The following is a 22865-nucleotide window of genomic DNA, read 5'->3' on the forward strand; positions in this document are numbered from 1 at the left end:
GACGAGGACGACTACCGCCCCAATCACGCAACGGGACAAGTCCAGGCACCGACCTCAATTAGCGAGCCAATTGGGCGGTTTAGCGTCAGGGGCGCGAATTTTACTCACTACCAAAAAAAATAACAAGTGCTTTATGGCCAAAGCCGTGGTTTCCCACCCCGCGGCTTGACAGCCAATGCCAGCCCCCCTACGATGCCAGCCGATTCCGCCTTGCAAACCAGCGAACCCATGCATCACATCCGTCAGGTTGTTGACCAGGATTTTACCGCCGTCAACGACTTCATCATCGAGCAACTTCAGTCTCGCGTCGAGATGGTCGAAAATATCGGCCACTACATTATTGACGCGGGCGGCAAACGCTTGCGCCCTATGCTGACCCTGCTCAGCGCTGGTGCCATTGGTGCACAGCAGCGCGACCAAGTGCGACTGGCGGCGGTGATCGAGTTTATCCATACCGCCACACTGCTTCACGACGACGTGGTGGACCTGTCGGAATTGCGCCGTGGACGCCCCACCGCAAACGCGGAGTTTGGCAACGCCCCCAGCGTGCTGGTCGGCGACTTCCTCTACTCGCGGGCGTTTCAGGTGCTCGTGGACATAGGCAGCCTGCCATTGATGGGACTGCTGGCCGGCACCACCAACACCGTCGCCGAAGGTGAAGTACTGCAACTGGCCCGCGCCGGCAATGCCGACACCGATGAAGCCACGTACTACGATGTTATTCGCAGCAAGACCGCTGTACTCTTTGCCGCCGCCTGCAGTGGTGCCGCCATTGTCGGCGAGGCCAGCACTTACCGCGACACCCTGTACGACTACGGCATGAACCTGGGCATCGCTTTTCAGCTGGTCGATGACATTCTCGACTATGAAGGCGACCCCAAGGAAACCGGCAAAAACATCGGCGACGATCTCGCCGAGGGCAAGCCCACGCTGCCGCTGATTTATTTGCTACGCGAAGGCAGCGACGCCGAAAAAGTCATGGTGCGTCACGCCATTGAACACAAGTCCGCGGACAACCTCGAGCAGATTCTCGCCGCCGTACAGAGCAGTGGCGCCCTGCAATATTGCCGGGATGCGGCAGCTCGCTACAGCGAGAATGCCATTGCCGCCGCCCGCACCCTGCCGGAATCCAGCTACCGCAACGCCATGATCACGCTGAGCCAGGATGCACTGGGAAGGCGCAGCTAGCACCCGAAAGCACCAAATTGGACAGAGCAACGCACACAAAAAAGCCGGGCTTTTGGCCCGGCTTTTTTGTGCATCACACCTGGGTTACAGCTGCTCCAGCAACTCCGCCGTCTTGCTTTCCATCAGCGCCATGTCACCGCGACTCTCTACGTTCAAGCGCACCACCGGCTCGGTGTTCGACATACGCACATTGAAGCGCCAACCATCAAAGACCATACTCAAGCCATCGGTATGGTCGACCTCTGCCGCGATACCGGAATAGCGCGCCTCGATGGCGGCAATCGTCGCCTTGGCATCGCTCACAGTGCGGTTAATTTCCCCACTGCAGGGGTATTTGGCCACCCGCTCTTCAACCAACGAGGCCAGCGAGGCCTGCTTCACTGACATCAGCTGGGTGACCAGCAGCCAGGGAATCATGCCGCTGTCGCAGTAGGCGAAGTCACGGAAGTAATGGTGGGCACTCATCTCCCCACCATAGGCCGCATTCTCCTTGCGCATCCGCTCCTTGATAAAGGCATGCCCGGTTTTACTTTGCACCGCCTCGCCACCATTGCTCTCAACGATATCGATGGTGTTCCAGGTCAGCCTTGGGTCGTGGACGATTTTCTCACCGCCGGCGTTAAGCAGGAAGGTTTCCGCCAGAAGGCCAACTATGTAATACCCCTCGATAAAGGCACCGGTTGAGTCAAAGAAGAAGCAGCGATCAAAGTCGCCGTCCCAGGCCAACCCGAGGTCGGCACCGTGGGCCTTTATCGCATCGATCGTGGGCTGGCGGTTTTCCTCCAGCAAGGGATTAGGCACCCCATTGGGAAAGTTGCCGTCGGCTTCGTGGTGCACTCGAATAAACTCAAAGGGCAGATGCGATTCCAGCAGATCCACCACGCGACCAGCACCACCGTTCCCGGCGTTGACCACTACCTTCAGCGGCTTCAACGACGACACATCAACGTAGCCCAGCAAGTGCTCGATATAGGCCTTGCTGGTGTCCAGCGCTTCCAGCTTGCCGCGCTGCGCAGCCGGCTCCGCAAAGGCGTTCTGCTCCGCCAGGGCCTTGATATCAAACAAGCCGGTGTCGCCACTGATCGGATAGGACTTTTCCCGCACGAACTTCATGCCGTTGTAGTCCTTGGGGTTATGACTGGCGGTGACCGCAATGCCGCCATCCATTTCAGCGTGGGAGGTCGCGAAGTAAATCTCCTCAGTGCCGCAGAGGCCGATATCGTAAACATCGACACCGGCATCGCGCAGCCCATTGCTCACCGCAGCCTTTATGGCCTCGCTGCTCAAGCGAATATCGTGACCGACCACGACCTTTTTCGGCTTGATAACTTCGGCGTAGGCACGCCCGATGCGATAGGCAATATCTTCATTCAGCTGATCGGGAATTCGACCGCGAACATCATAAGCCTTGAAACAGCTTAACTCGGTCATTCTCAGCCCTCTCCATCTACGTAGATATTTTCGTAAACGTAGTTCGTCGCCTCGATAAAGCCGGGCACGCTACCGCAGTCGAAGCGGCGGCCACGGAATTTATAGGCCAGCACGCATCCGTTTTGGGCCTGGGTCATCAGCGCATCGGTCAGCTGAACCTCGCCATTTTTTCCCGGCGGGGTGTCGCGCAGAATATCGAAGATATCCGGGGTGAGGATGTAGCGACCAATTACCGCGAGGTTGCTCGGCGCATCTTCCGGCTTTGGCTTTTCCACCATCGCTTTGACACGGAAGAGCCCGTCACCCATATCGTCACCGGCGATAACACCGTATTTTTCAATATTCTCCATGGGCACTTCCTGGATGGCGACGATACTGCAGCGGAACTGCTTGTACAGTTTCACCATTTGCGCCATTACGCCGTCGTCATCGCAGTTCACACACAGGTCGTCGGACAAAATCACGCCGAAGGCCTCGTTACCGATAAGGCATTCACCGGTCAAAATCGCGTGCCCCAGGCCTTTCATCTCGCGCTGGCGAGTCATCATAAAAGTGCCTTCGTCGAGCACTTTGCGAATACTCTTCAGGTAGGACTCCTTGCTGCTACCGGCGATCTGCTTTTCCAGCTCGAAGCTGATATCGAAGTGATCGGCGATCGCCCGCTTGCCGCGCCCGGTTACCAGGGCGATTTCCTTTAATCCGGCCTCGATAGACTCCTCAACACCGTATTGCACCAGCGGCTTGTTCACGATGGGGAGCATCTCTTTAGGCATCGATTTGGTGGCGGGAAGAAAGCGAGTACCGTAACCGGCAACGGGGAAGAGACATTTTCTGATCATAGTAAGTCCTATTGTTTATTTAAAACCCATTCCATTGTGGGCATCAACGCAGGTGCTGGCAGGATTGTCCCAGCAGCACAGCAATTTGGCAATCGGTACCATCTTATACGATACACCTCAGCCGTGGATTACATTCCAGTGACAGCAAACTTTGCGCCAATGTTGACATTTTTATGTGCGGCGCAGGTCCTTGTGCTACTATCCCCCTACAATCTTTCCACTGACAAGTCCTATTTCTCATGTCCTTGACTCACCAAAACAGCTTTACCAAAGAAGAACTTATTGAATGCGGCCACGGACGTCTGTTCGGCCCCGGTAACCCCCGCCTCCCCGTCGATAATATGCTGATGCTTGATCGTATCACCCATATCAGCACCGAGGGCGGCGAATACGGCAAAGGCCAGCTGGTGGCCGAGCTGGATATCAATCCCGACCTGTGGTTTTTCGACTGCCACTTTATCGGCGACCCGGTGATGCCTGGCTGCCTCGGTCTGGATGCCATGTGGCAGCTGGTCGGCTTTTACCTGGGCTGGCGTGGCAACAGCGGCAAGGGCCGCGCCCTGGGTGCCGGGGAAATCAAATTTACCGGCCAGATACTGCCGGACACCAAACTGGTCACCTATACCCTCAATTTCAAACGCCTGATAGAACGCAAACTGGTTATGGGCATTGCCGACGGCGAAGTCGCTGTCGACGGCAAGGTCATTTACACCGCGAAAGATTTGCGCGTTGGGCTGTTCAAGGACGACGCCAGCTTCGCCTGATCGGCGAAGCGGAACACTTTACTGACAGATTAAGATAAAAGAAGAGGTATTTCATGAAGCGTGTTGTTGTCACCGGCATGGGCATCGTATCCAGCATCGGCAATGAGCTCAGCGAAGTATTAACATCGCTACAGACTGGCCGCTCAGGCATTTCGACCAACGAAACCTACAAGGAAATGGGATTTCGTAGCCACATTTCCGGCTCGGTAAAAGGCCTTGACCTCAAGGATCATATCGACCGCAAGCAGTTGCGTTTTATGGGCGACGCTGCCTCCTTTGCCTTCATTTCCATGAAGGAAGCCATTGCCGACGCCGGGCTTGAGGAAAAGGACATTGATAACGAGCGCACAGGCATTATCGCCGGCTCCGGCGGTGCTTCCTCTGCCAACCTGATTGAGTCGGCCGACACCCTGCGCGAGCGCGGTGTGAAGCGTATTGGGCCCTACCGGGTTACCCAGACCATGGGCAGCACCGTTTCCGCCTGCCTGGCCACGCCGTTCAAGATCAAGGGTGTGAATTACTCGATCTCCTCGGCCTGCGCCACCAGCGCCCACTGTATCGGCAACGCGATGGAGCTGATTCAACTCGGCAAGCAGGACATCGTCTTTGCCGGCGGCGGCGAAGAGGAACACTGGTCGCTGAGCTGCCTGTTCGACGCAATGGGTGCGCTTTCAACCAAGTACAACGACACTCCCGAGAAAGCCTCGCGCCCCTATGACGCCAACCGCGACGGTTTTGTTATTGCCGGTGGCGCAGGCATGATCGTGCTGGAAGAGCTCGAACACGCCAAGGCCCGCGGCGCAAAAATTTACGGCGAAGTTGTCGGCTACGGCGCGACCTCTGACGGCTACGACATGGTCGCCCCCAGCGGCGAAGGTGCAGCCCGCTGCATGCGCCTGGCCCTGCAAGGGGTCTCCGGCGGCGTTGATTACATCAACTCCCACGGTACCTCCACACCTGCGGGCGACATGCAGGAGCTGAAAGCGGTCAAAATGGCCTACGGTGACAACCCTATTCCGGTGATTGGTTCGACCAAGTCGCTGGCGGGACACTCGCTGGGCGCGACCGGCGTGCAGGAAGCCATTTTCTCCCTGCTGATGATGAAGCACAACTTCATCGCCGCGTCGGCAAATATCGAGAACATTGACCCCGATGCTGACGGCGTGCCCATCGCGACGGAAAAACGCGAAAACGTCACCTTGAATACGGTCATGTCCAACAGCTTTGGCTTTGGCGGCACCAACGCCAGCCTGGTGTTCTCCCGCTACCAGGATTAAGCCCCACAGGCATTCCTGCTGGAAACGAAAAAGCCCGCCCACCCTGAACCGGTGCGCGGGCTTTTTTATCGCCGTCGATATTGCCGCCACTCAGTGCAGCAAGGCCTCCATCGGGATATAGTCCAGCTCCTCCCCCCTGGCCACTGTGGCACCGATCGGCACAATAGCCAACGCGTTGCACCAGGCCACAGAACTGAGCGCACCGGAACTTTGCTGGGGATGCAAGGTGAGCATTGGCCGCCCCTGGCGCCACTCAACCCGCGCCCGCAGATACTCCTGGCGACTACCGGGACGGGGCCAATCAAAATCAGCGACGGCTCGCTGTTGAACCGGCTGATCCTCCGTACAACCCTGCATACGCAGCAAATAGGGACGCACCAGTACACTGTAGGTAACGAAGCTCGACACCGGATTCCCCGGCAAACCAAAAAACGGGACCGTACCAAGGCGCCCATAGGCCAGGGGTTTGCCGGGCTTGATGGCCAGTTTCCAAAGCTGTAAGCGCCCCAATTTTTCAAGCTGGGCCTTGACGTGATCCTCTTCCCCTACCGACACACCACCACTGCTGATCACAACATCGGCCTTATCGCGGCCTTCGGCCAGCGCGGCCGCGGTGGCCTCTGCCGTGTCGCCCACAATACCGAGGTCCAGCACCTCGTGTCCCTGGGCTTCAAGGAGGGCCGCAAGCATGGGTCGGTTGGAATTGTAGATCTGGCCCAGCGCCAATACTTCTCCGGGCTCGCGCAGCTCGTCTCCGGTGGACATCAGTGCCACCCTTAGCCGACGCGCCACCGGCACATCAGCAATACCCAACGATGCCAGCAAGCCAAGATCGGCCGGCGACAGACGCTGGCCCGCCGCCAGAATTTGCTGCCCGCGCTGAATATCCTGTCCCGCTCGACGGATATGCTGCCCGACACGGGGCACTGTGCGAATCTCGACCGCCTCGCCGGTGGCCTCGCAATCTTCCTGAGCGACCACACAGTCTGCACCCGGCGGAATTGTCGCGCCGGTAAAAATTCGAGCCGCGGTACCGGGCATTAACGGCGCTGGCGCCGCGCCCGCCGCAATCCGCTGGCTTACCGGCAAGGCCCGCCCTTCAGCGAGATCGGCCACGCGCAGCGCGTAACCGTCCATCGCAGAATTGTCCTCCGGGGGCACCGATAGTGGCGCGGCGATATTTTCCGCCAACACCCGGCCACGACAGGACATCAACGAGCAAGCCTCGCCGGACACCGGCTCTACATCCGCCAGCATTCGCTGCAAGGCATCGTCAACAGCGAGCAAGGCCACCTTCAGGACACCTGCCCGCGACGGGTCTGCAAAACCCCGACAAAATTACAGGGTCGATGGCGACTGTCCAGCTGCTCTTTAATCAACGCGTTCCAGCCGGTGCGACAGGCGCCTGTAGAGCCCGGCAAGCAGAAAATCACAGTGTTGTTGGCAAAGCCCGCCAGGGCCCGGGACTGAATAGTCGATGAGCCGATCTCATCGTAGGATACTGCTCGAAACACCTCGCCAAAGCCTTCAATATGCTTGTCAAACAGCACCGACACCGCCTCCGGGGTCGAATCCCGCCCGGAAAAACCGGTGCCGCCGGTCAGCACCACGGCATCCACCTCGGCGTCGGCAATCCAGCGGGAGAGCACCGCTCGAATCTGATAAATGTCGTCTTTAACAATGGCCTTGTCCGCCAACTGATGACCGGCCTCGGTAAGCGCCTCAACCAGGTATGCTCCCGAGCTGTCACTGGCTTCGTCGCGGGTGTCGGATACCGTCATCACCGCTACATTCAGCGATACAAAGGCGTTAACCGCTATCATTGTCGTCTTCCTCACAGATGGTTTTTATCAACTTGGGCAGCCACGCCCGCCAGGGCAACTGCTTGATACCAAAGTTGCGCAGCACCCGCTCGCAACGCAGCTCTGCAAGCAGTGGCGACCAATTCATACCACCCTCGCCCACATCGATCTGGCTGACCTGAGGCAGATATTGGCTGGCGTGGGCGTACGCAACCTCGGCAAACTCGTAGGCGCTGCACGGCCCACTGCTTTGATAATGATAGATGCCGCGACAGTTGGCGCCACAGTTCAACTGCTCCAGCATCGCGCAGAGCACTCGCGCCAGATCACTGACTGCCGTGGGCGAACTGATCGTCTGGTTGGAAATTACCGGAGACTCTCCCCGTTTCAAGGCGCGGACAAAGTCAGTGAGAAAGTTGTCGCCGGTAGCGGCAATGATCGGCCCGGTGCGCAGCACGAGACTTTGCAACGAGCAGGAAAGCAGAGTCTCCTCCATCGCCAACAGGGCCTTGCCCACCTTGCCAACGGACTCCGGCGTGGTATTTTCGTTCAGCGGGGTATCACCCTCAGCCAGCCCATCAAATACCCGGGCATCGCTCAGGGCAATATACACCCTGGCTCGCTGCCGACTGAGAGCGAGCAAACTGTCGAAGGACTTCTGCCGAGCGGCAACGCCATCGTCAGCCAGATTCAGCGACAGGCCATCGATCAGCAATGCATCGTCCAGAAGGCTGGGCCGGGCCCTCAGCGAATCCAGGGACTCCCAGTGCAGCTCTCGCCCCCGCGAGACCAGATGCAGCTTCAGCGCCTGAACCAACGATTGCTCTTCGCAGACTAAAACGACTTTCACTAAATGTGCTCACAACCTGGTTACTTGGTAACCCGCTCCACCCCAAACCTAATTCTTGCCGTTTTCGTCGCCCCGGCGACAAAACGATGCTATGCCACACATAGCGGAAACAGGCTTACAACGAGATGTTTCGGGTGAGAACCGAGGAGCCACCGCCAAGGGCGCGCTCCCACAGATCTATCCTAGAACGGGATATCGTCGTCGAAATCGTCAAAACCACCCGCGGGTGGCGCACTCGGCGCAGGTTGCTGAGGCGCCCGCTGGGGAGCCGCCTGCTGGGGCGGTGGGCTGCGACGCTGCTGTTGCGGCGCCGGGCTGCTGCTATAGCCGTCGTCCTCGTAGCCGCCTCCCTGGCCCATACCGCCGCCAGAGCGACTGTCGAGCATTTGCATTTCTGCCGCCACAATCTCGGTGGTGTAGCGGTCCTGGCCGCTCTGATCCTGCCACTTACGAGTGCGCAGCGAGCCTTCCACATAGACCTTTGAGCCCTTTTTCAGGTATTCACCGGCAATTTCCGCAAGGCGGTTGAAAAATACCACCCGGTGCCACTCAGTGCGCTCCTGGGGCTGGCCCGTCTGTTTGTCTTTCCAGGTTTCGCTGGTTGCGATGGTCACATTGGTGACCGCGCCACCGGAAGGCATATAGCGGGTTTCCGGGTCCTGGCCCAAATTGCCGACCAGAATGACTTTGTTGATACCACGCGCCATGCGCTATCTCCTGTTATCTTTGCAAACACACCAAACTTGACCAGACACTATACCGGATTCCGACGGATAGCGTCATTATTCGCGCACGCTAAGCGCCGCGGGCAAACATGAAATATCGAAACCCTTGCGCACTCGCAAATAGGCCTGCCGCTCACTTTCGAACACCGTCATATCGAGGGTACCCGGCAGCCGCAGTACTTCAGCCCGCAGCCGCTCGATACTCCAGCCCTCATCACGCCACGCGAGGGTGACACTGACATTATCTTCCGGCGGCGCCATTCCCGAGGTGCACCCGAGCCAAAGCAATACCCCGGCAGTGGCAACAGTAAACACCGCCACTTCCCCCCAAGCGCCGAGCAACCAGCCGCCCACCGCTCCGCCGCAAAAAGCGCCAAGAAACTGGAAACTGGAAAACACGCCCATCGCCGTGCCCTTTCCCCCGGCGTAGACCATTCGGCTGAGCAGCGACGGCAACGACGCTTCCAGATAATTGAACGCGGTAAAGAACAGCAACAGCACCGCCACTACCGCAAACAGCGTGGTCGGCACCAGGGCGGCGCCAGTGAAGGCGAGCGCCATCAACACCAGCGCAATCCGCAGCATCGCGACCTGCAAGCCCCTTTTCTCCGCCACCACCATGAAGGGCACCATCAGCACAAAGGCCGCCGCCATCACGGGCAAGTACACTTTCCAGTGGCTCTGGGACAACAGCTCGAGTTCCAGCAACCGCAGCGGCACGACGATAAACACCATCATCATGACCGCGTGCAAGACAAACACGCCAATATTCAGCCGCATCAATTCCGGTGTGCTCAGACAGCGGCGCAACAAGCCCGCCAGTGCCTGGCTACCCGGATTAGTCGCCTGAAAGCTCACGTTTGGCACCATGAAAATAGTTGTAAGAATTCCCAGCAAGGCCAGCGCCGTGGTCAGTAAAAACAGTCCGGACACGCCGAATAAGGCCGCCACCCAAGGCCCCAGCACCATCGCCGCGCCAAAGGCGACACCAATACTCATACCGATTGCGGCCATCGCCTTACTGCGATGATGCTCCCGAGTGAGGTCGGCGACGGTGGCAGAAAGGGTGCTGGCAATCGCACCGCAGCCCTGTAGCAATCGCCCGGCGATGACCATAAAAATACTTTCTGCGGATGCAGCGAGCAGCCCCCCGGCAGCGAACAATAGTAAGCCGGAGATAATCACCGGCTTGCGCCCTATGCGGTCCGACAGCATTCCGAGGGGTATTTGCAGTACCGCCTGCCCCAGACCATAAACCCCCAGGGCGAGGCCGACCAGCATCGGGGTGCTGAAGTCATATTCCGCTGCGTACAGCGGCAGCACTGGCAGCAACATGAACAGCCCCAACATGCGGAACACGTAGAGACTGGCTAGCGCAGTAACCGCACGAAGTTCTATCGCCGACATAGCAGAGGGCTGATTCAAAAGCTGCAATCCAGGGTTGAGTTAAACGAAGGAGACCGAGCACGCACTCCGCGAATGGATGCGGGTTACCTGTCAAGTTTACCAGCTTGTCCCCCGCTTATAAATCCGCATAGGGCGAGCAAAACGACATCATTGGCAAGGCCCCCCTCTTTGCGCCGCGCTCACCCGGCAACGTATAATGCCGGGTTTGTCCAGGCAGGAATTCCATGAGCCAGATTATTGTACGCGGTGCCCGCACCCACAATTTGAAAAACGTCGATCTGGAGATACCCCGGGACAAGCTGGTGGTGATTACCGGGCTGTCTGGCTCGGGGAAATCCTCGCTGGCTTTTGACACCCTCTATGCGGAGGGCCAGCGGCGCTACGTGGAATCCCTGTCTACCTATGCCCGCCAGTTCCTGTCGATGATGGAAAAGCCCGACGTCGATCATATCGACGGGCTGTCACCGGCGATATCCATCGAACAGAAGTCCACCTCGCACAACCCGCGATCAACCGTAGGTACAATTACCGAAATTTACGACTACTTGCGCCTGCTGTTCGCCCGCGCGGGCGAACCTCGCTGCCCGGACCACGACACACCGCTGGCGGCGCAAACTGTCAGCCAAATGGTAGACACCGTTCTGGCCATGCCCGAAGGCCGTAAGCTGATGCTGCTGGCGCCGGTTATCAAGAACCGCAAGGGTGAACATTTACACATATTGGAAAAACTCCGCAGCCAGGGCTTTGTCCGCGCCCGAATCGACGGCATCGTGGTCGATCTGGACGACACACCGGAACTGGACAAAAAGAAAAAACACGACATTGAAGTGGTGGTCGACCGGGTCAAGGTGCGCGAGGATATTGGCCAGCGCCTCGCTGAGAGCTTCGAAACTGCGCTGGAGTTGAGTGACGGCATCGCCCAGATAGCGGACATGGACGACCCCAAGGCCGACGAAGTCGTGTTTTCGGCGAAGTTCGCCTGCCCCCATTGTGGCTACAGCCTCAGCGAACTGGAGCCGCGCCTGTTCTCGTTCAACAGCCCACAGGGGGCCTGTGGCAGCTGCGACGGACTTGGCGTGCGCCAGTATTTCGACGAGCACCGCATCGTGCAGCATCCGGAGGCCAGCCTGTCTACCGGTGCAATTCGCGGCTGGGACCGGCGCAGCGTGTATTACTTCCATATGCTCAACTCACTGGCCGAGCACTATGGCTTTGATATAGACGCCCCATTTGAGTCCCTCGACAAAGCTCACCGGGACAAAATCCTGTTCGGCAGTGGCGACGAGGAAATCAGCTTTACCTACGTCAACGACCGGGGCGACAGCTTTCAGCGCAAACACGTGTTTGAAGGCATCATTCCCAATATGGATCGCCGCTACCGGGATACCGAGTCGCAAACCGTGCGCGAAGACCTGGCCAAGTTTCTCAGCACCCACGCCTGCCCGGACTGCAACGGCACCCGTCTGCGCAAGGAGGCACGCCATGTTTTCGTCAACGAAGAAACCCTGCCCGATATCGCGGCAATGCCGGTCGGCGCAGCACAAACCTATTTCCAAACTCTGGCACTGAGCGGACGCCGCGCCCAGATTGCCGAGAAAATTCTGAAAGAGATCAACGACCGACTGCGTTTTCTGGTCGATGTCGGCCTGAACTATCTCAGCCTGGATCGCAGCGCCGACACCCTGTCCGGGGGCGAAGCCCAGCGTATACGCCTGGCCAGCCAGATTGGCGCGGGGCTTGTTGGGGTAATGTATATTCTCGACGAACCATCCATAGGGCTTCACCAGCGAGACAACGAGCGCCTGCTTGGTACACTGCGGCATCTGCGGGATATCGGCAACACTGTAATCGTCGTGGAGCATGACGAAGACGCCATACGCACCGCCGACCACATCATCGACATCGGCCCCGGCGCCGGCGTGCACGGCGGACAAATTGTCGCCGAAGGAACGCTCCAGGATATTCTGGATAACCCCGCCTCGCTGACGGGTCAATACCTATCCGGCACACGAAAAATAGCCGTACCCGAATTCCGGCATCCACCAAAAGACGACCATTACATCGAGCTCGATGGCGCCATCGGCAACAACCTGTGCGATGTTAACCTCAAGATTCCTCTGGGCTTGATGACCTGCGTTACCGGAGTATCAGGCTCTGGCAAATCGACGCTGATAAATCACACGCTGTACCCCATTGCCGCCACGGTGCTGAATGGTGCCAGCACCCTGACCCCGGCCCCGTACGCCGATATTCATGGCCTCGACAAGGTGGACAAGTGCATTGATATCGACCAAAGCCCGATCGGCCGCACACCACGCTCAAACCCCGCCACCTACACCGGAATATTCACCCCCGTGCGAGAACTCTTTGCTGGCACACAGGAGGCGCGCTCCCGGGGTTATAAAGTAGGCCGCTTCAGTTTTAATGTTAAGGGCGGGCGTTGTGAAGCCTGTCAGGGCGACGGCGTAACCAAGGTCGAGATGCATTTTCTACCTGATATTTATGTCGCCTGCGAAGTCTGCAAGGGTCAGCGCTATAACCGGGAAACCCTTGAAATCCTCTACAAAGGAAAGAATATCCATGAAGTCCTCGACATGACCATTGAGGACGCCCACAGTTTTTTCGAAAATATTCCGGCAATCAACAAGAAACTCCAGACACTGATGGATGTCGGACTTAGCTACATACGCCTCGGCCAGGCCTCCACCACACTATCTGGCGGCGAAGCCCAGCGAGTGAAGCTCGCGCGAGAGCTTTCCAAGCGCGATACCGGAAAAACACTTTATATCCTCGATGAGCCCACAACTGGTCTACACTTCGAGGACATACAGCTACTACTGACGGTACTTCACCGCTTGCGTGATCACGGCAACACGGTTGTCGTGATCGAACATAACCTTGACGTGATCAAGACCGCTGACTGGATCATCGATCTTGGCCCGGAGGGTGGCAGCGGCGGCGGGAAGATTATCGCTGAGGGTACTCCGGAGCAGGTCGCAGAGCAGGCCCATTCCCATACCGGGCGTTTTCTGGCGGGACTGCTATAACTTGCCAAATCGCTGATTATCGCTTAGCGTGAATTCATACTAGCAATGCCTCACCGCAGCGCTAATGCAGCAAGGCATCTTCAATGGACGATAGAAGACAAAGGAACTCAAGGGAGAGCCGAGGGCAACTACCCACCAGCGGCACCGAAGACCTCTGGCGGGCACGGGTCTTTTTCGGTGGCGGGGCATTTCTGATTTGCACCCACTTCATCATTGGCCTGCAACTGGGCCAAGCCACACCCACAACGTCTGCCAACTCGCTGGGCAACGCCTCTCTCAGCGTCATTCTTATCAGCGGAATCATCACCAGCGCCCTGTATTTCCATTTGACCAGAAACTACCTGGTCGCCGCATCCCTTACCCTTGCGACCACCTGGGCCTGTTTCAGCTACCTGCTTATTTTCCAGAACACCGACAGCACCACAGCCTCACCACTGATACTCTGTATCCCTCCGCTGTTCGCCTTTCTGCTGGTGAACTTCCGCGAAGGTGTAATATGGGGTATTGCAGGCTATGTTGCACTTTGCCTGTGGACGGCATCCGGTCTTGGCCACTATGGAAGCGACACCGCACTGTCTCTCCAACGGGCCACAACCAACCACATCGCCTATATCGGAACCATTTTCATTATCGCCTTTTACCAAAGGGGCAACCGCAAATACCAGGAGTCGATACTAAAAGCCGCCTACCACGACACCCTTACGGGGGTCTGTAATCGCAGCGGCTTCCTGAACTACTGCGAACAGCTCGCGGGTAAACAAAAAAGTTACCGCCTGGTGTTCCTGGATATCAACAACTTCAAACCGATTAACGACATCTTCGGCCACGACGTGGGCGATCTGACACTGCAGGCGTTTAGCAAGCGCATCAGCGACAGCCTGCGCAGCCAGGATTTTGTCAGCCGTATCGGCGGAGACGAATTTGCCATCATAATCGATGCAGACGATGACCATACTGCCCTGCTGGAACGCCTTGCTCGAGAATTGAACGAACCCATACAAGTGGGTGAAATCACCCTCGACCTGCGCACCAGTATTGGCACTGCCGACTACCCCAGCGACGGCAATGACCCCCTTACCCTGCTGCAGGTCGCTGACAGCCGCATGTATGAGCACAAGGAAAGCAGTCGCTCAGCCGCTGCCGAATAATCCCCACCCGCCACCCAGGATTCTCAGGCAAAAAAAAACCGACCTGGAAGGCCGGTTTTTTTTAGACTAACAGAGAAGATTACTCTTCGCCGTCGTCCTCTTCGTCTACTACCGGGCGATCAACCAGCTCAACATAGGCCATAGGCGCTTTGTCGCCGGTACGCAGACCGCACTTCATAATACGAATATAACCACCTGGGCGCTCTGAGTAACGCGGTCCAAGTTCAGAGAACAGCTTTCCTACCGCTTCGTCGCTACGCAGTCTGGCGAACGCCAAACGACGGTTTGCAACGCTATCGGTCTTGGCCAAAGTGATCAGCGGTTCCGCGTGGCGGCGCAGCTCTTTAGCTTTGGGCAGAGTCGTTTTAATCAGTTCGTGCTCCACCAGTGAAGCCGTCATGTTGCGGAACATCGCTTTGCGATGCGAACTGTTGCGGTTCAATTGACGGCCGCTATGACGATGACGCATGGCTTTTTCCTTTAATAAACGTTTGCTATCTCAGCAAAAATTTCAGCTAAATTATCTGGGGCCGACTTACGCCAGAACCCGGTCGTCGTTTCTCAGGCTCGCAGGCGGCCAATTATCCAGGCGCAGGCCCAGAGACAGTCCACGTGAAGCCAATACATCTTTGATTTCGGTGAGCGACTTTTTACCCAGGTTCGGGGTCTTCAGCAGCTCAACCTCGGTACGCTGTACCAGGTCGCCGATGTAGTAAATATTTTCTGCTTTGAGACAGTTCGCAGAGCGCACTGTCAGCTCCAGGTCATCGACCGGGCGCAGCAGGATAGGATCAACTTCGTTCTCTTCACGCGAGGGCTCTTTCTCGCCTTCGCTTTCGAGATCAACGAATACTGCCAGCTGCTGCTGAAGTATTGTCGCGGCACGACGAATCGCTTCTTCCGGGTCGATAGTACCGTTGGTTTCCAGATCCAGCACGAGCTTGTCGAGGTCGGTACGCTGCTCTACCCGCGCACTCTCAACAACGTAACTAACGCGGCTGATCGGGCTGTAGCTGGCATCCAACTGCAAACGACCGATGGAACGCGTTTCTTCGTCGCCAACATTGCGCGCATCAGCGGGAACATAACCGCGGCCACGACCAATGGTCAGGCGCATATTAAGGTCGCCGGTTGAGTTCAGGTTGGCAATAACGTGATCTTTGTTGACGATCTCTACTTCATGATCTGTCTGTATGTCACCCGCAACTACCGGACCTTCGCCCTTCTTGCTCAGTGACAGTATGGCCTGATCCTTACCGTGAAGAACGACTGCAACCTCTTTAAGGTTAAGCAGTATTTCGATTACGTCTTCCTGAACACCTTCGATTGCACTGTACTCGTGCAGCACCCCGTCAATTTCAACTTCTGTGACCGCACAACCAGGCATAGAAGAAAGCAAAATACGGCGCAGAGCGTTACCCAGCGTATGGCCGAAACCACGCTCCAGCGGCTCCAGGGTGACTTTCGCGCGGGTAGCGCCAAGCTCTTCAACCTGAATCACCCGCGGAGTTAAAAATTCATTCACTGCACTTTGCATAGTTCACCTGTAGTGAGAATGTCAGGGAAAAACTTACTTCGAGTAAAGCTCTACGATCAGATGCTCATTGATCTCAGAAGACAAGTCGCTACGATCAGGTGCGTTTTTAAACACGGCTTCCATCTTGTCTGCATTGACATCGATCCAAGCGCAATCACCGCGCTGGGCTGCCAAAGTCAAAGCGGACTGAACACGCAGCTGCTTTTTGGCTTTTTCACGCAGAGAGATCACGTCGCCGGCTTGCACCTGGTAAGAAGGAACGTTAACGGTCTTGCCGTTTACGAGAATGCCTTTGTGCGATACCAGCTGGCGTGATTCAGCGCGGGTAGAACCGAAACCAATACGGTAAACCACGTTATCCAAACGCGACTCAAGGTACTGAAGCAGGTTTTCACCGGTAGCGCCTTTCTTGCTTGCCGCCTTTTTGTAGTAACCGCGGAATTGCTTTTCAAGCACGCCGTACATACGACGAACTTTTTGTTTTTCACGGAGCTGTACACCGTAATCAGACAGACGGCCGCGACGCGCACCGTGCATACCGGGCGCTGTTTCTGCTTTGCATTTTGAATCCAGCGGACGAACGCCACTCTTCAAAAACAGATCGGTGCCTTCCCGTCTGGCTAATTTACAGCTTGGGCCTAAATATCTAGCCATGTTTCAATTCCTCAACTGTTAATTACACGCGACGTTTCTTGGGAGGACGGCAACCATTGTGTGGAATGGGCGTCACGTCTGTGATGTTGGTAATCTTGTAGCCGCAGTTGTTCAACGCGCGAACAGCCGATTCACGGCCAGGGCCGGGGCCTTTGACTTCAACGTCCAGGTTTTTCAGGCCGTAGTCTTTAGCCGCGTTACCGGCGCGCTCTGCTGCAACCTGGGCAGCGAAGGGCGTGCTCTTACGTGAACCGCGGAAGCCACTGCCGCCGGCAGTTGCCCAGCTCAGGGTGTTGCCCTGGCGGTCGGTGATGGTAATGATGGTATTGTTGAACGACGCATGGATATGCGCGACACCGTCGACAACGGTCTTTTTGACCTTTTTGCGCGGTGCTTGTTTACCGGGTTTAGCCATTTTCTATTCCTGCTTCTAATATCAACACTACACTAGTGGTGTAGCTACACTAAAGGCGCTGCTTACTCGCAATTACTTGCGAATCGGCTTACGTGGACCTTTACGGGTACGCGCATTCGTTTTAGTACGCTGTCCACGCAGGGGCAAGCCCTTACGATGACGCAGCCCACGAAAACAGCCAAGATCCAACAGACGCTTGATGTTCATGCTGACTTCACGACGCAGATCGCCTTCTACCGCAATTTTTGCGATGGCGTTACGCAGTGAATCCAGCTGATCTTCAGACAGATCACCAATTTTTACATCTTCCGCGATATTACTGCCGGCACACAATTTCTTTGCCGTGGTGCGACCGATGCCGTAAATATAGGTCAACGAAATAACAGCATGTTTGTTATCTGGTATGTTGACACCCGCAATACGAGCCATTCAGATTACTCCAATTAAAGCTTTAACTTAGACGCTCAACACTTACTGGCCAACAACAGACGACCACCGCGCGAAAGGCGCAGTAGTCTATCCGCATACGGGCTGCGATTCAAGCCCATTGACCAGAAAATACTCAGCCCTGCCGCTGCTTGTGGCGCGGTTCAACGCTGCAAATTACGCGAACCACACCTTTGCGGCGTACGATTTTACAGTTGCGGCAAATTGTCTTTACCGATGCGCGAACTTTCATGACGACACTCCAACAAATTGCGACGCCTATTAGCGGGCGCCGCCATAATTCTTCAGATTAGCTTTCTTCATGACAGAGTCGTACTGATGAGACATCATGTGCGACTGAACCTGAGCCATAAAATCCATTACTACCACAACAACGATCAGCAACGATGTGCCGCCCAGATAGAAGGGCACATTCCACATCACCACCAGGAACTGGGGTAGCAAACATACACCGGCAATGTAAATCGAACCAAACATCGTCAGGCGGGTTAACACATCGTCGATATAACTCGCTGTTTGCTTGCCGGGACGAATCCCAGGCAGAAACGCACCCGACCGTTTCAGATTGTCTGCAACTTCATCCGGGTTAAACATCAACGCGGTATAGAAGAAACAGAAGAACACAATCAACGCGGTAAACAGCAGTATGTTCAACGGCTGACCGGGCCCAATCGCCAACGCCAGTTCCTGCAACCATTCCATCCCGTCGCCACTCTGGCTGACCCACTGCGCGATAGACGCAGGGAACAGCAGAATAGAGCTGGCGAAAATCGCTGGGATAACCCCCGCCATATTCACCTTGAGCGGCAGATGACTCGACTGCGCCTGATACATACGGTTGCCGCGCTGCTGCTTGGCGTAATTCACCGTAATCCGACGCTGGCCGCGCTCGATAAACACCACCAGATACACCACTGCAACCGCCAGCACCAGGATACCCAGCAGAACCAGAACGTTCAGTTCACCCTGGCGCGCTTGCTCGAGCGACTGACCTACCGCCGCGGGCAAGCCCGCTACGATGCCGGCAAAGATCAGCATGGATATACCATTGCCAATGCCGCGCTCAGTCACTTGCTCACCGAGCCACATCATAAATACAGCACCAGTCACCAAGGAGACTACCGCAGTAAAGTAAAAGCTCAGATCAGCGTTATAAGCCAGCCCTTGATTGGCCAGACCAACGGTCATCCCAACCGCCTGCAGCGTTGCCAAAACAACGGTGAGGTAGCGGGTATACTGACTGATTTGGCGACGTCCAGCCTCGCCTTCTTTCTTCAGGGCTTCCAGCTGTGGGCTCACGGCGGACATCAGCTGCATGATAATCGATGCAGAGATGTAAGGCATGATACCCAGAGCCAGAATACTCATACGCTCCAGCGCACCGCCGGAGAACATATTAAACAGACCCAGCACGGTTCCCTGGTTCTGGTTAAACAGCGCGGCGAGCTGATCCGGGTTAATTCCTGGCACCGGTATATGGGTACCAATACGATAAACAATTATCGCCAGTAACAGAAAACGAAGGCGAGCCATCAGCTCGCCTAGTCCGGACTGCTTTCCAGTTGATAAAGGACTGGATTTCGCCATGGGGTATTCCCTATTCCTCGATCTTGCCGCCCGCTTTCTCGATAGCTTCGCGAGCGCCTTTGGTTACAGCAAGGCCTTTAACCGTAACAGCTTTAGTCACATCGCCAGACAAGAAGATCTTGGCACGCTCGATGTTTGCGCCAATCAGGTCAGCACGCTTGAGTGCAGACAGATCGATCACTTCATCGGCAACGCCATTCAATTCCGACGTGCGAATCTGTGCAGTTACCGCTGCCATACGGGAAGTAAAACCGTATTTTGGCAGACGTTTTTGCAAAGGCATCTGACCGCCTTCGAAGCCTGGACGAACGCTACCGCCAGAACGGGACTTCAGACCCTTGTGGCCGCGACCGGCAGTCTTGCCCAGCCCGCTACCAATACCGCGTCCAACGCGCTTGCCTTCCTTAACTCGGCCGGGCGCTGGACTCAGCGTGTTTAAACGCAACTCGCTCATCACTTAACCCTCAACACGTACCAAATAATTGACTTTATTGATCATGCCGCGAACTGAAGGAGTATCCTCTACTTCAACGGTGTGACCAATACGACGCAGACCCAGTCCAGCAATACAGGCTTTATGGGCTTTCAGTCGGCCCGCAATAGAGCGAACCTGTGTAACTTTAATTTTGCTCATGACAAATCCCGCCCCTTACTTAGCCGAGGATGTCTTCTACCGACTTGCCGCGCTTGGCTGCGACTTCTTCAGGAGAAGAGATGCTTTGCAGTGCTTTGATCGTAGCGCGAACCACATTAACAGGGTTTGTAGACCCGTAACATTTCGCCAGTACGTTGTGTACACCTGCAATTTCAAGAACCGAACGCATCGCACCACCGGCGATAACACCAGTACCTTCAGACGCTGGCTGCATGTAAACCTTGGAGGCACCGTGTGCGCCTTTGACAGCGTACTGCAGTGTATCCCCTTTCAGGTCAACCTGGACCATGTTGCGACGTGCTGCTTCCATCGCTTTCTGGATAGCCACAGGCACTTCACGAGCTTTGCCGCGACCGAAGCCTACCTTGCCATTGCCGTCGCCAACGACAGTCAGTGCGGTGAAGCTGAATATACGGCCACCTTTAACTACCTTGGCTACCCGGTTAACCTGGACCAGTTTTTCCTGGAGGCCTTCGGAGTTTGCTTTGTCTTTCTGATCGTTGTACGCCATCGCCTAAACCTTAGAATTCCAATCCACCTTCACGGGCGGCATCTGCCAGCGCCTTGACGCGACCGTGGAAACGGAATCCACTGCGATCAAAGGCGACCCTTGTTACACCTGCGGCTTTTGCACGGTCCGCAATCAGTTTACCGACTCCGGCAGCTGCTGCGATATTGCCACTAGATGCGCTGCGTAGTTCCTTGTCCAGCGTTGAAGCGCTGGCCAGAACCTTGTCGCCTTCGGCGGCAATCACTTGCGCGTACATATGGCGCGGCGTGCGATGTACGCACAGACGAACCGCTCGCAACTCACGCATTTTACAGCGGGCGCGGCGTGCACGACGTAGTCTTGATACTTTCTTATCGCTCATATGCTAGCCTTTACTTTTTCTTCGCTTCTTTGCGACGAATGTTTTCGTCAGCATAGCGAACACCTTTACCTTTATAGGGCTCGGGCGGACGGAATGCGCGGATTTCTGCTGCAACCTTCCCAAGCACCTGCTTATCACTTCCACTCAACACGATTTCGGTCTGAGTCGGAGTTTCAACAGAAACACCTTCCGGCAGAACGTAATCAATAGGGTGAGAGTAGCCCAGCACCAGGTTCAAGCTCTTGCCGCTTGCCTTGGCACGGTAACCAACACCGTTGAGGATCAGTTTACGCTGGAAACCTTCGCTAACGCCGACGACCATGTTATTGGTCAGTGCGCGCGTGGTTCCGGCCATTGCCCAGCCATTTTTGACGCCTTCTCGGGCTGCAAAAATCAGCTGACCATCTTCCTGCTTTACTTCGACGGACGCGTGCAGCGGCATAGACATGTTGCCATTCTTGCCTTTCACCGCGATGCTGTCGGCGTCGAGTTTGACTTCAACCCCTTTGGGGATAGTCACTGGACTTTTCGCTACTCTGGACATTTTAGAAACTCTTCGTACCGTCGATTTAGAATACAGTGCAGAGCACTTCGCCACCTACACCGGCTGCGCGAGCAGCACGGTCTGTCATCACACCACGGCTGGTGGAGACAATAGCGATACCCAAACCAGCACGCACAGAAGGCAACTGGTCTTTACCAGCGTAGGCGCGCAAACCCGGGCGACTTACACGCTGTATCTCAGCGATAACCGGCTTACCTTGGAAATACTTAAGGTCCACAACCAGTGTTGCCTTACCACCGTTCTCTTCTACACGAGAACCGGCGACATAGCCTTCCTGCTCAAGGACATTTGCTACCGCTTTTTTCAGCTTTGAAGACGGCATTTCAACTACCGCCTTACCCGCCATCTGAGCGTTGCGGATGCGTGTCAGCATATCCGCTAAAGGGTCTTGCATGCTCATGTTTTGCTCCCATTGATCGCCGCGTTATCGCGCGACAGCAAAATTCTCAATCTTACCAGCTGGCCTTAACCAGACCGGGTACATCACCACGCATCGCTGCCTGGCGCAATTGGTTACGGCAAAGCCCAAACTTGCGGTATACGCCGTGTGGGCGACCGGTAATCTGGCAGCGACGACGCTGGCGAGAGGGGCTGGCGTCACGCGGCAATTTTTGCAGCTTGACCTGAGCATCCCACTTTTCTTCATCAGACGTGTTTACGCTACTGATAATCGCTTTCAACTCAGCGCGTTTCGCAGCGTACTTAGCGACGGCACGAGCGCGTTTCGCTTCGCGCGCCTTCATTGATTCCTTTGCCATATCCCTGAACCCCTTAAGCTTTGAACGGGAAGTTGAACGCTTTCAACAAGGCCCGACCTTCATCGTCATTGCGTGCGCTGGTAGTGATAGTGATATCAAGTCCGCGCAGTGTATCCACCTTGTCATAATCAATTTCCGGGAAAATGATCTGCTCGGTGACGCCCATCGCAAAATTACCGCGACCGTCGAAAGACTTGGGGCTGATACCACGGAAGTCACGCACCCGCGGAATGGCCACACTGATCAGGCGATCCAGAAATTCGTACATACGCTCGCTGCGCAGGGTTACCTTGCAGCCGATCGGCCAGCCATCGCGAATTTTAAAACCAGCGATAGACTTGCGGGCCTTGGTGACCACCGGCTTTTGACCGCTGATCTTCTGCAGGTCAGCCAGGGCTGCCTCCAGGACTTTTTTGTCGCCAGCCGCTTCACCCACACCCATGTTCAGAGTGATTTTAGTGATGCGGGGAACTTCCATCGGGTTCGCCAAGCCAAGCTCTTCTTTGAGCTTTGCGCGCAACTCGTTGTTGTACAGTTCGCTTAATCGTGCCATTTTCTAATAACCCCTACGCGTCGATCGCGTCGCCGCTGGATTTGAATACGCGGGTCTTGCTGCCGTCTTCGGCGACCTTGAAGCCCACCCGATCAGCCTTGCTGGTAGTCGGGTTATAAATCGCGATGTTAGAAACCTGAATAGGCGCTTCTTTTTCCACGATTCCACCCGCCACACCCATTTGCGGGTTGGGGCGAGTGTGCTTCTTGATCATGTTGATGCCGGAAACCAGCACGCGATTGTCGTCCAGTACTTTTTGTACCTTGCCGCGTTTGCCTTTGTCTTTACCGGTTAAGACGATTACTTCGTCTTCACGTTTAATTTTGCGCATTATGCTGACCTCA

28 protein-coding genes are annotated in these 22865 nt (G+C 56.0%); 5 read left to right on the forward strand and 23 right to left on the reverse strand.

The annotated features are described in order from the left end of the window. Nucleotides 1–192 precede the first annotated feature (192 nt). Nucleotides 193–1188, forward strand: a complete 996-nt coding sequence (locus HCU74_RS17250; RefSeq protein ID WP_345889706.1) for a polyprenyl synthetase family protein — start codon at nt 193–195, stop codon at nt 1186–1188. An 84-nt stretch (nt 1189–1272) separates the two neighbouring features. Here the strand turns inward: HCU74_RS17250 and HCU74_RS17255 are convergent, their stop codons facing one another. Both HCU74_RS17255 and galU read right to left on the reverse strand, forming a co-directional pair. Beyond that, nucleotides 1273–2619: a phosphohexomutase domain-containing protein gene (locus HCU74_RS17255; protein WP_168451651.1), complete on the reverse strand. Its 1347-nt coding sequence runs from the start codon at nt 2617–2619 to the stop codon at nt 1273–1275. Nucleotides 2620–2621: 2 nt separating this feature from the next. Beyond that, nucleotides 2622–3458 (reverse strand): UTP--glucose-1-phosphate uridylyltransferase GalU, encoded by an 837-nt coding sequence (gene galU, locus HCU74_RS17260; protein ID WP_168451652.1) that lies wholly within the window; start codon nt 3456–3458, stop codon nt 2622–2624. A 239-nt stretch (nt 3459–3697) separates the two neighbouring features. Here galU and fabA point away from each other — a divergent pair, with 239 nt between their 5' ends. Further along, the gene (fabA, locus tag HCU74_RS17265; RefSeq protein WP_168451653.1) at nt 3698–4222 is read left to right on the forward strand and encodes a bifunctional 3-hydroxydecanoyl-ACP dehydratase/trans-2-decenoyl-ACP isomerase; all 525 of its coding nucleotides are present in this window, start codon (nt 3698–3700) and stop codon (nt 4220–4222) included. Nucleotides 4223–4275: 53 nt separating this feature from the next. Beyond that, nucleotides 4276–5499, forward strand: coding sequence for a beta-ketoacyl-ACP synthase I (gene fabB, locus HCU74_RS17270; protein WP_168451654.1), 1224 nt, complete (start codon nt 4276–4278; stop codon nt 5497–5499). A gap of 90 nt (nt 5500–5589) precedes the next feature. Here the strand turns inward: fabB and HCU74_RS17275 are convergent, their stop codons facing one another. The 5 genes from HCU74_RS17275 to HCU74_RS17295 all read right to left on the reverse strand — a co-directional run bounded on the left by HCU74_RS17275 (nt 5590) and on the right by HCU74_RS17295 (nt 10301). Beyond that, nucleotides 5590–6792, reverse strand: coding sequence for a molybdopterin-binding protein (locus tag HCU74_RS17275; RefSeq protein WP_168451655.1), 1203 nt, complete (start codon nt 6790–6792; stop codon nt 5590–5592). Nucleotides 6793–6794: 2 nt separating this feature from the next. Next, nucleotides 6795–7322 carry a molybdenum cofactor biosynthesis protein B gene (gene moaB / locus HCU74_RS17280; RefSeq protein ID WP_168451656.1) on the reverse strand — a complete coding sequence of 176 codons (528 nt, stop codon included), beginning with the start codon at nt 7320–7322 and terminating at the stop codon, nt 6795–6797. Next, nucleotides 7309–8151, reverse strand: coding sequence for a sugar nucleotide-binding protein (locus tag HCU74_RS17285; protein WP_168451657.1), 843 nt, complete (start codon nt 8149–8151; stop codon nt 7309–7311). The genes moaB and HCU74_RS17285 overlap by 14 nt, the downstream gene beginning before the upstream one ends. A 182-nt stretch (nt 8152–8333) precedes the next feature. Then, entirely contained in the window at nt 8334–8858 is a 525-nt protein-coding gene (gene ssb, locus HCU74_RS17290) for a single-stranded DNA-binding protein (RefSeq protein ID WP_168451658.1), read from the reverse strand. A 75-nt stretch (nt 8859–8933) separates the two neighbouring features. Continuing rightward, on the reverse strand, nt 8934–10301 hold the full coding sequence (locus HCU74_RS17295; protein WP_246864675.1) for an MFS transporter: 1368 nt from the start codon (nt 10299–10301) through the stop codon (nt 8934–8936). A gap of 206 nt (nt 10302–10507) precedes the next feature. On the opposite strand from HCU74_RS17295, the gene uvrA reads away from it, so the two are divergent. Both uvrA and HCU74_RS17305 read left to right on the forward strand, forming a co-directional pair. Then, nucleotides 10508–13330 (forward strand): excinuclease ABC subunit UvrA, encoded by a 2823-nt coding sequence (gene uvrA, locus HCU74_RS17300; RefSeq protein ID WP_168451659.1) that lies wholly within the window; start codon nt 10508–10510, stop codon nt 13328–13330. Nucleotides 13331–13413: 83 nt separating this feature from the next. Then, nucleotides 13414–14478, forward strand: coding sequence for a GGDEF domain-containing protein (locus HCU74_RS17305; protein ID WP_168451660.1), 1065 nt, complete (start codon nt 13414–13416; stop codon nt 14476–14478). Between the two features lie 79 nt (nt 14479–14557). Here the strand turns inward: HCU74_RS17305 and rplQ are convergent, their stop codons facing one another. From rplQ to rplX, 16 genes are all read right to left on the reverse strand, one after another. Then, the gene (gene rplQ, locus HCU74_RS17310) at nt 14558–14947 is read right to left on the reverse strand and encodes a 50S ribosomal protein L17 (protein ID WP_168451661.1); all 390 of its coding nucleotides are present in this window, start codon (nt 14945–14947) and stop codon (nt 14558–14560) included. A 66-nt stretch (nt 14948–15013) separates the two neighbouring features. After that, nucleotides 15014–16015, reverse strand: coding sequence for a DNA-directed RNA polymerase subunit alpha (locus HCU74_RS17315; RefSeq protein ID WP_168451662.1), 1002 nt, complete (start codon nt 16013–16015; stop codon nt 15014–15016). A 33-nt stretch (nt 16016–16048) separates the two neighbouring features. Further along, entirely contained in the window at nt 16049–16669 is a 621-nt protein-coding gene (gene rpsD / locus HCU74_RS17320; RefSeq protein WP_168451663.1) for a 30S ribosomal protein S4, read from the reverse strand. Nucleotides 16670–16691: 22 nt separating this feature from the next. Beyond that, nucleotides 16692–17084 (reverse strand): 30S ribosomal protein S11, encoded by a 393-nt coding sequence (rpsK, locus tag HCU74_RS17325; protein WP_022960548.1) that lies wholly within the window; start codon nt 17082–17084, stop codon nt 16692–16694. Nucleotides 17085–17156: 72 nt separating this feature from the next. Beyond that, nucleotides 17157–17513, reverse strand: a complete 357-nt coding sequence (gene rpsM, locus HCU74_RS17330; protein ID WP_168451664.1) for a 30S ribosomal protein S13 — start codon at nt 17511–17513, stop codon at nt 17157–17159. A 133-nt stretch (nt 17514–17646) separates the two neighbouring features. Next, complete coding sequence (rpmJ, locus tag HCU74_RS17335; RefSeq protein ID WP_008248307.1) at nt 17647–17763, reverse strand: 50S ribosomal protein L36; 117 nt, start codon at nt 17761–17763, stop codon at nt 17647–17649. Between the two features lie 29 nt (nt 17764–17792). Beyond that, the gene (gene secY, locus HCU74_RS17340) at nt 17793–19118 is read right to left on the reverse strand and encodes a preprotein translocase subunit SecY (protein WP_168451665.1); all 1326 of its coding nucleotides are present in this window, start codon (nt 19116–19118) and stop codon (nt 17793–17795) included. A 10-nt stretch (nt 19119–19128) separates the two neighbouring features. Beyond that, nucleotides 19129–19563: a 50S ribosomal protein L15 gene (rplO, locus tag HCU74_RS17345; RefSeq protein WP_168451721.1), complete on the reverse strand. Its 435-nt coding sequence runs from the start codon at nt 19561–19563 to the stop codon at nt 19129–19131. Between the two features lie 12 nt (nt 19564–19575). Next, a complete protein-coding gene (gene rpmD, locus HCU74_RS17350) occupies nt 19576–19752 on the reverse strand; it encodes a 50S ribosomal protein L30 (RefSeq protein WP_168451666.1) in 177 nt (58 codons plus the stop codon). A 19-nt stretch (nt 19753–19771) separates the two neighbouring features. After that, a complete protein-coding gene (gene rpsE, locus HCU74_RS17355) occupies nt 19772–20284 on the reverse strand; it encodes a 30S ribosomal protein S5 (protein WP_168451667.1) in 513 nt (170 codons plus the stop codon). A 10-nt stretch (nt 20285–20294) separates the two neighbouring features. After that, on the reverse strand, nt 20295–20645 hold the full coding sequence (gene rplR, locus HCU74_RS17360) for a 50S ribosomal protein L18 (protein ID WP_168451668.1): 351 nt from the start codon (nt 20643–20645) through the stop codon (nt 20295–20297). Nucleotides 20646–20655: 10 nt separating this feature from the next. After that, nucleotides 20656–21189: a 50S ribosomal protein L6 gene (gene rplF / locus HCU74_RS17365; protein ID WP_168451669.1), complete on the reverse strand. Its 534-nt coding sequence runs from the start codon at nt 21187–21189 to the stop codon at nt 20656–20658. A gap of 25 nt (nt 21190–21214) precedes the next feature. Continuing rightward, entirely contained in the window at nt 21215–21610 is a 396-nt protein-coding gene (gene rpsH / locus HCU74_RS17370) for a 30S ribosomal protein S8 (protein WP_168451670.1), read from the reverse strand. Between the two features lie 52 nt (nt 21611–21662). Then, nucleotides 21663–21968, reverse strand: coding sequence for a 30S ribosomal protein S14 (rpsN, locus tag HCU74_RS17375; RefSeq protein ID WP_168451671.1), 306 nt, complete (start codon nt 21966–21968; stop codon nt 21663–21665). Between the two features lie 13 nt (nt 21969–21981). Continuing rightward, on the reverse strand, nt 21982–22521 hold the full coding sequence (rplE, locus tag HCU74_RS17380; RefSeq protein WP_168451672.1) for a 50S ribosomal protein L5: 540 nt from the start codon (nt 22519–22521) through the stop codon (nt 21982–21984). 13 nt (nt 22522–22534) lie between these two features. Beyond that, a complete protein-coding gene (rplX, locus tag HCU74_RS17385) occupies nt 22535–22852 on the reverse strand; it encodes a 50S ribosomal protein L24 (protein ID WP_168451673.1) in 318 nt (105 codons plus the stop codon). Nucleotides 22853–22865: the final 13 nt, after the last annotated feature.

It is taken from the genome of Spongiibacter thalassae (genome assembly GCF_012272835.1).
GTDB classification, from domain to species: Bacteria; Pseudomonadota; Gammaproteobacteria; order Pseudomonadales; family Spongiibacteraceae; genus Spongiibacter; species Spongiibacter thalassae.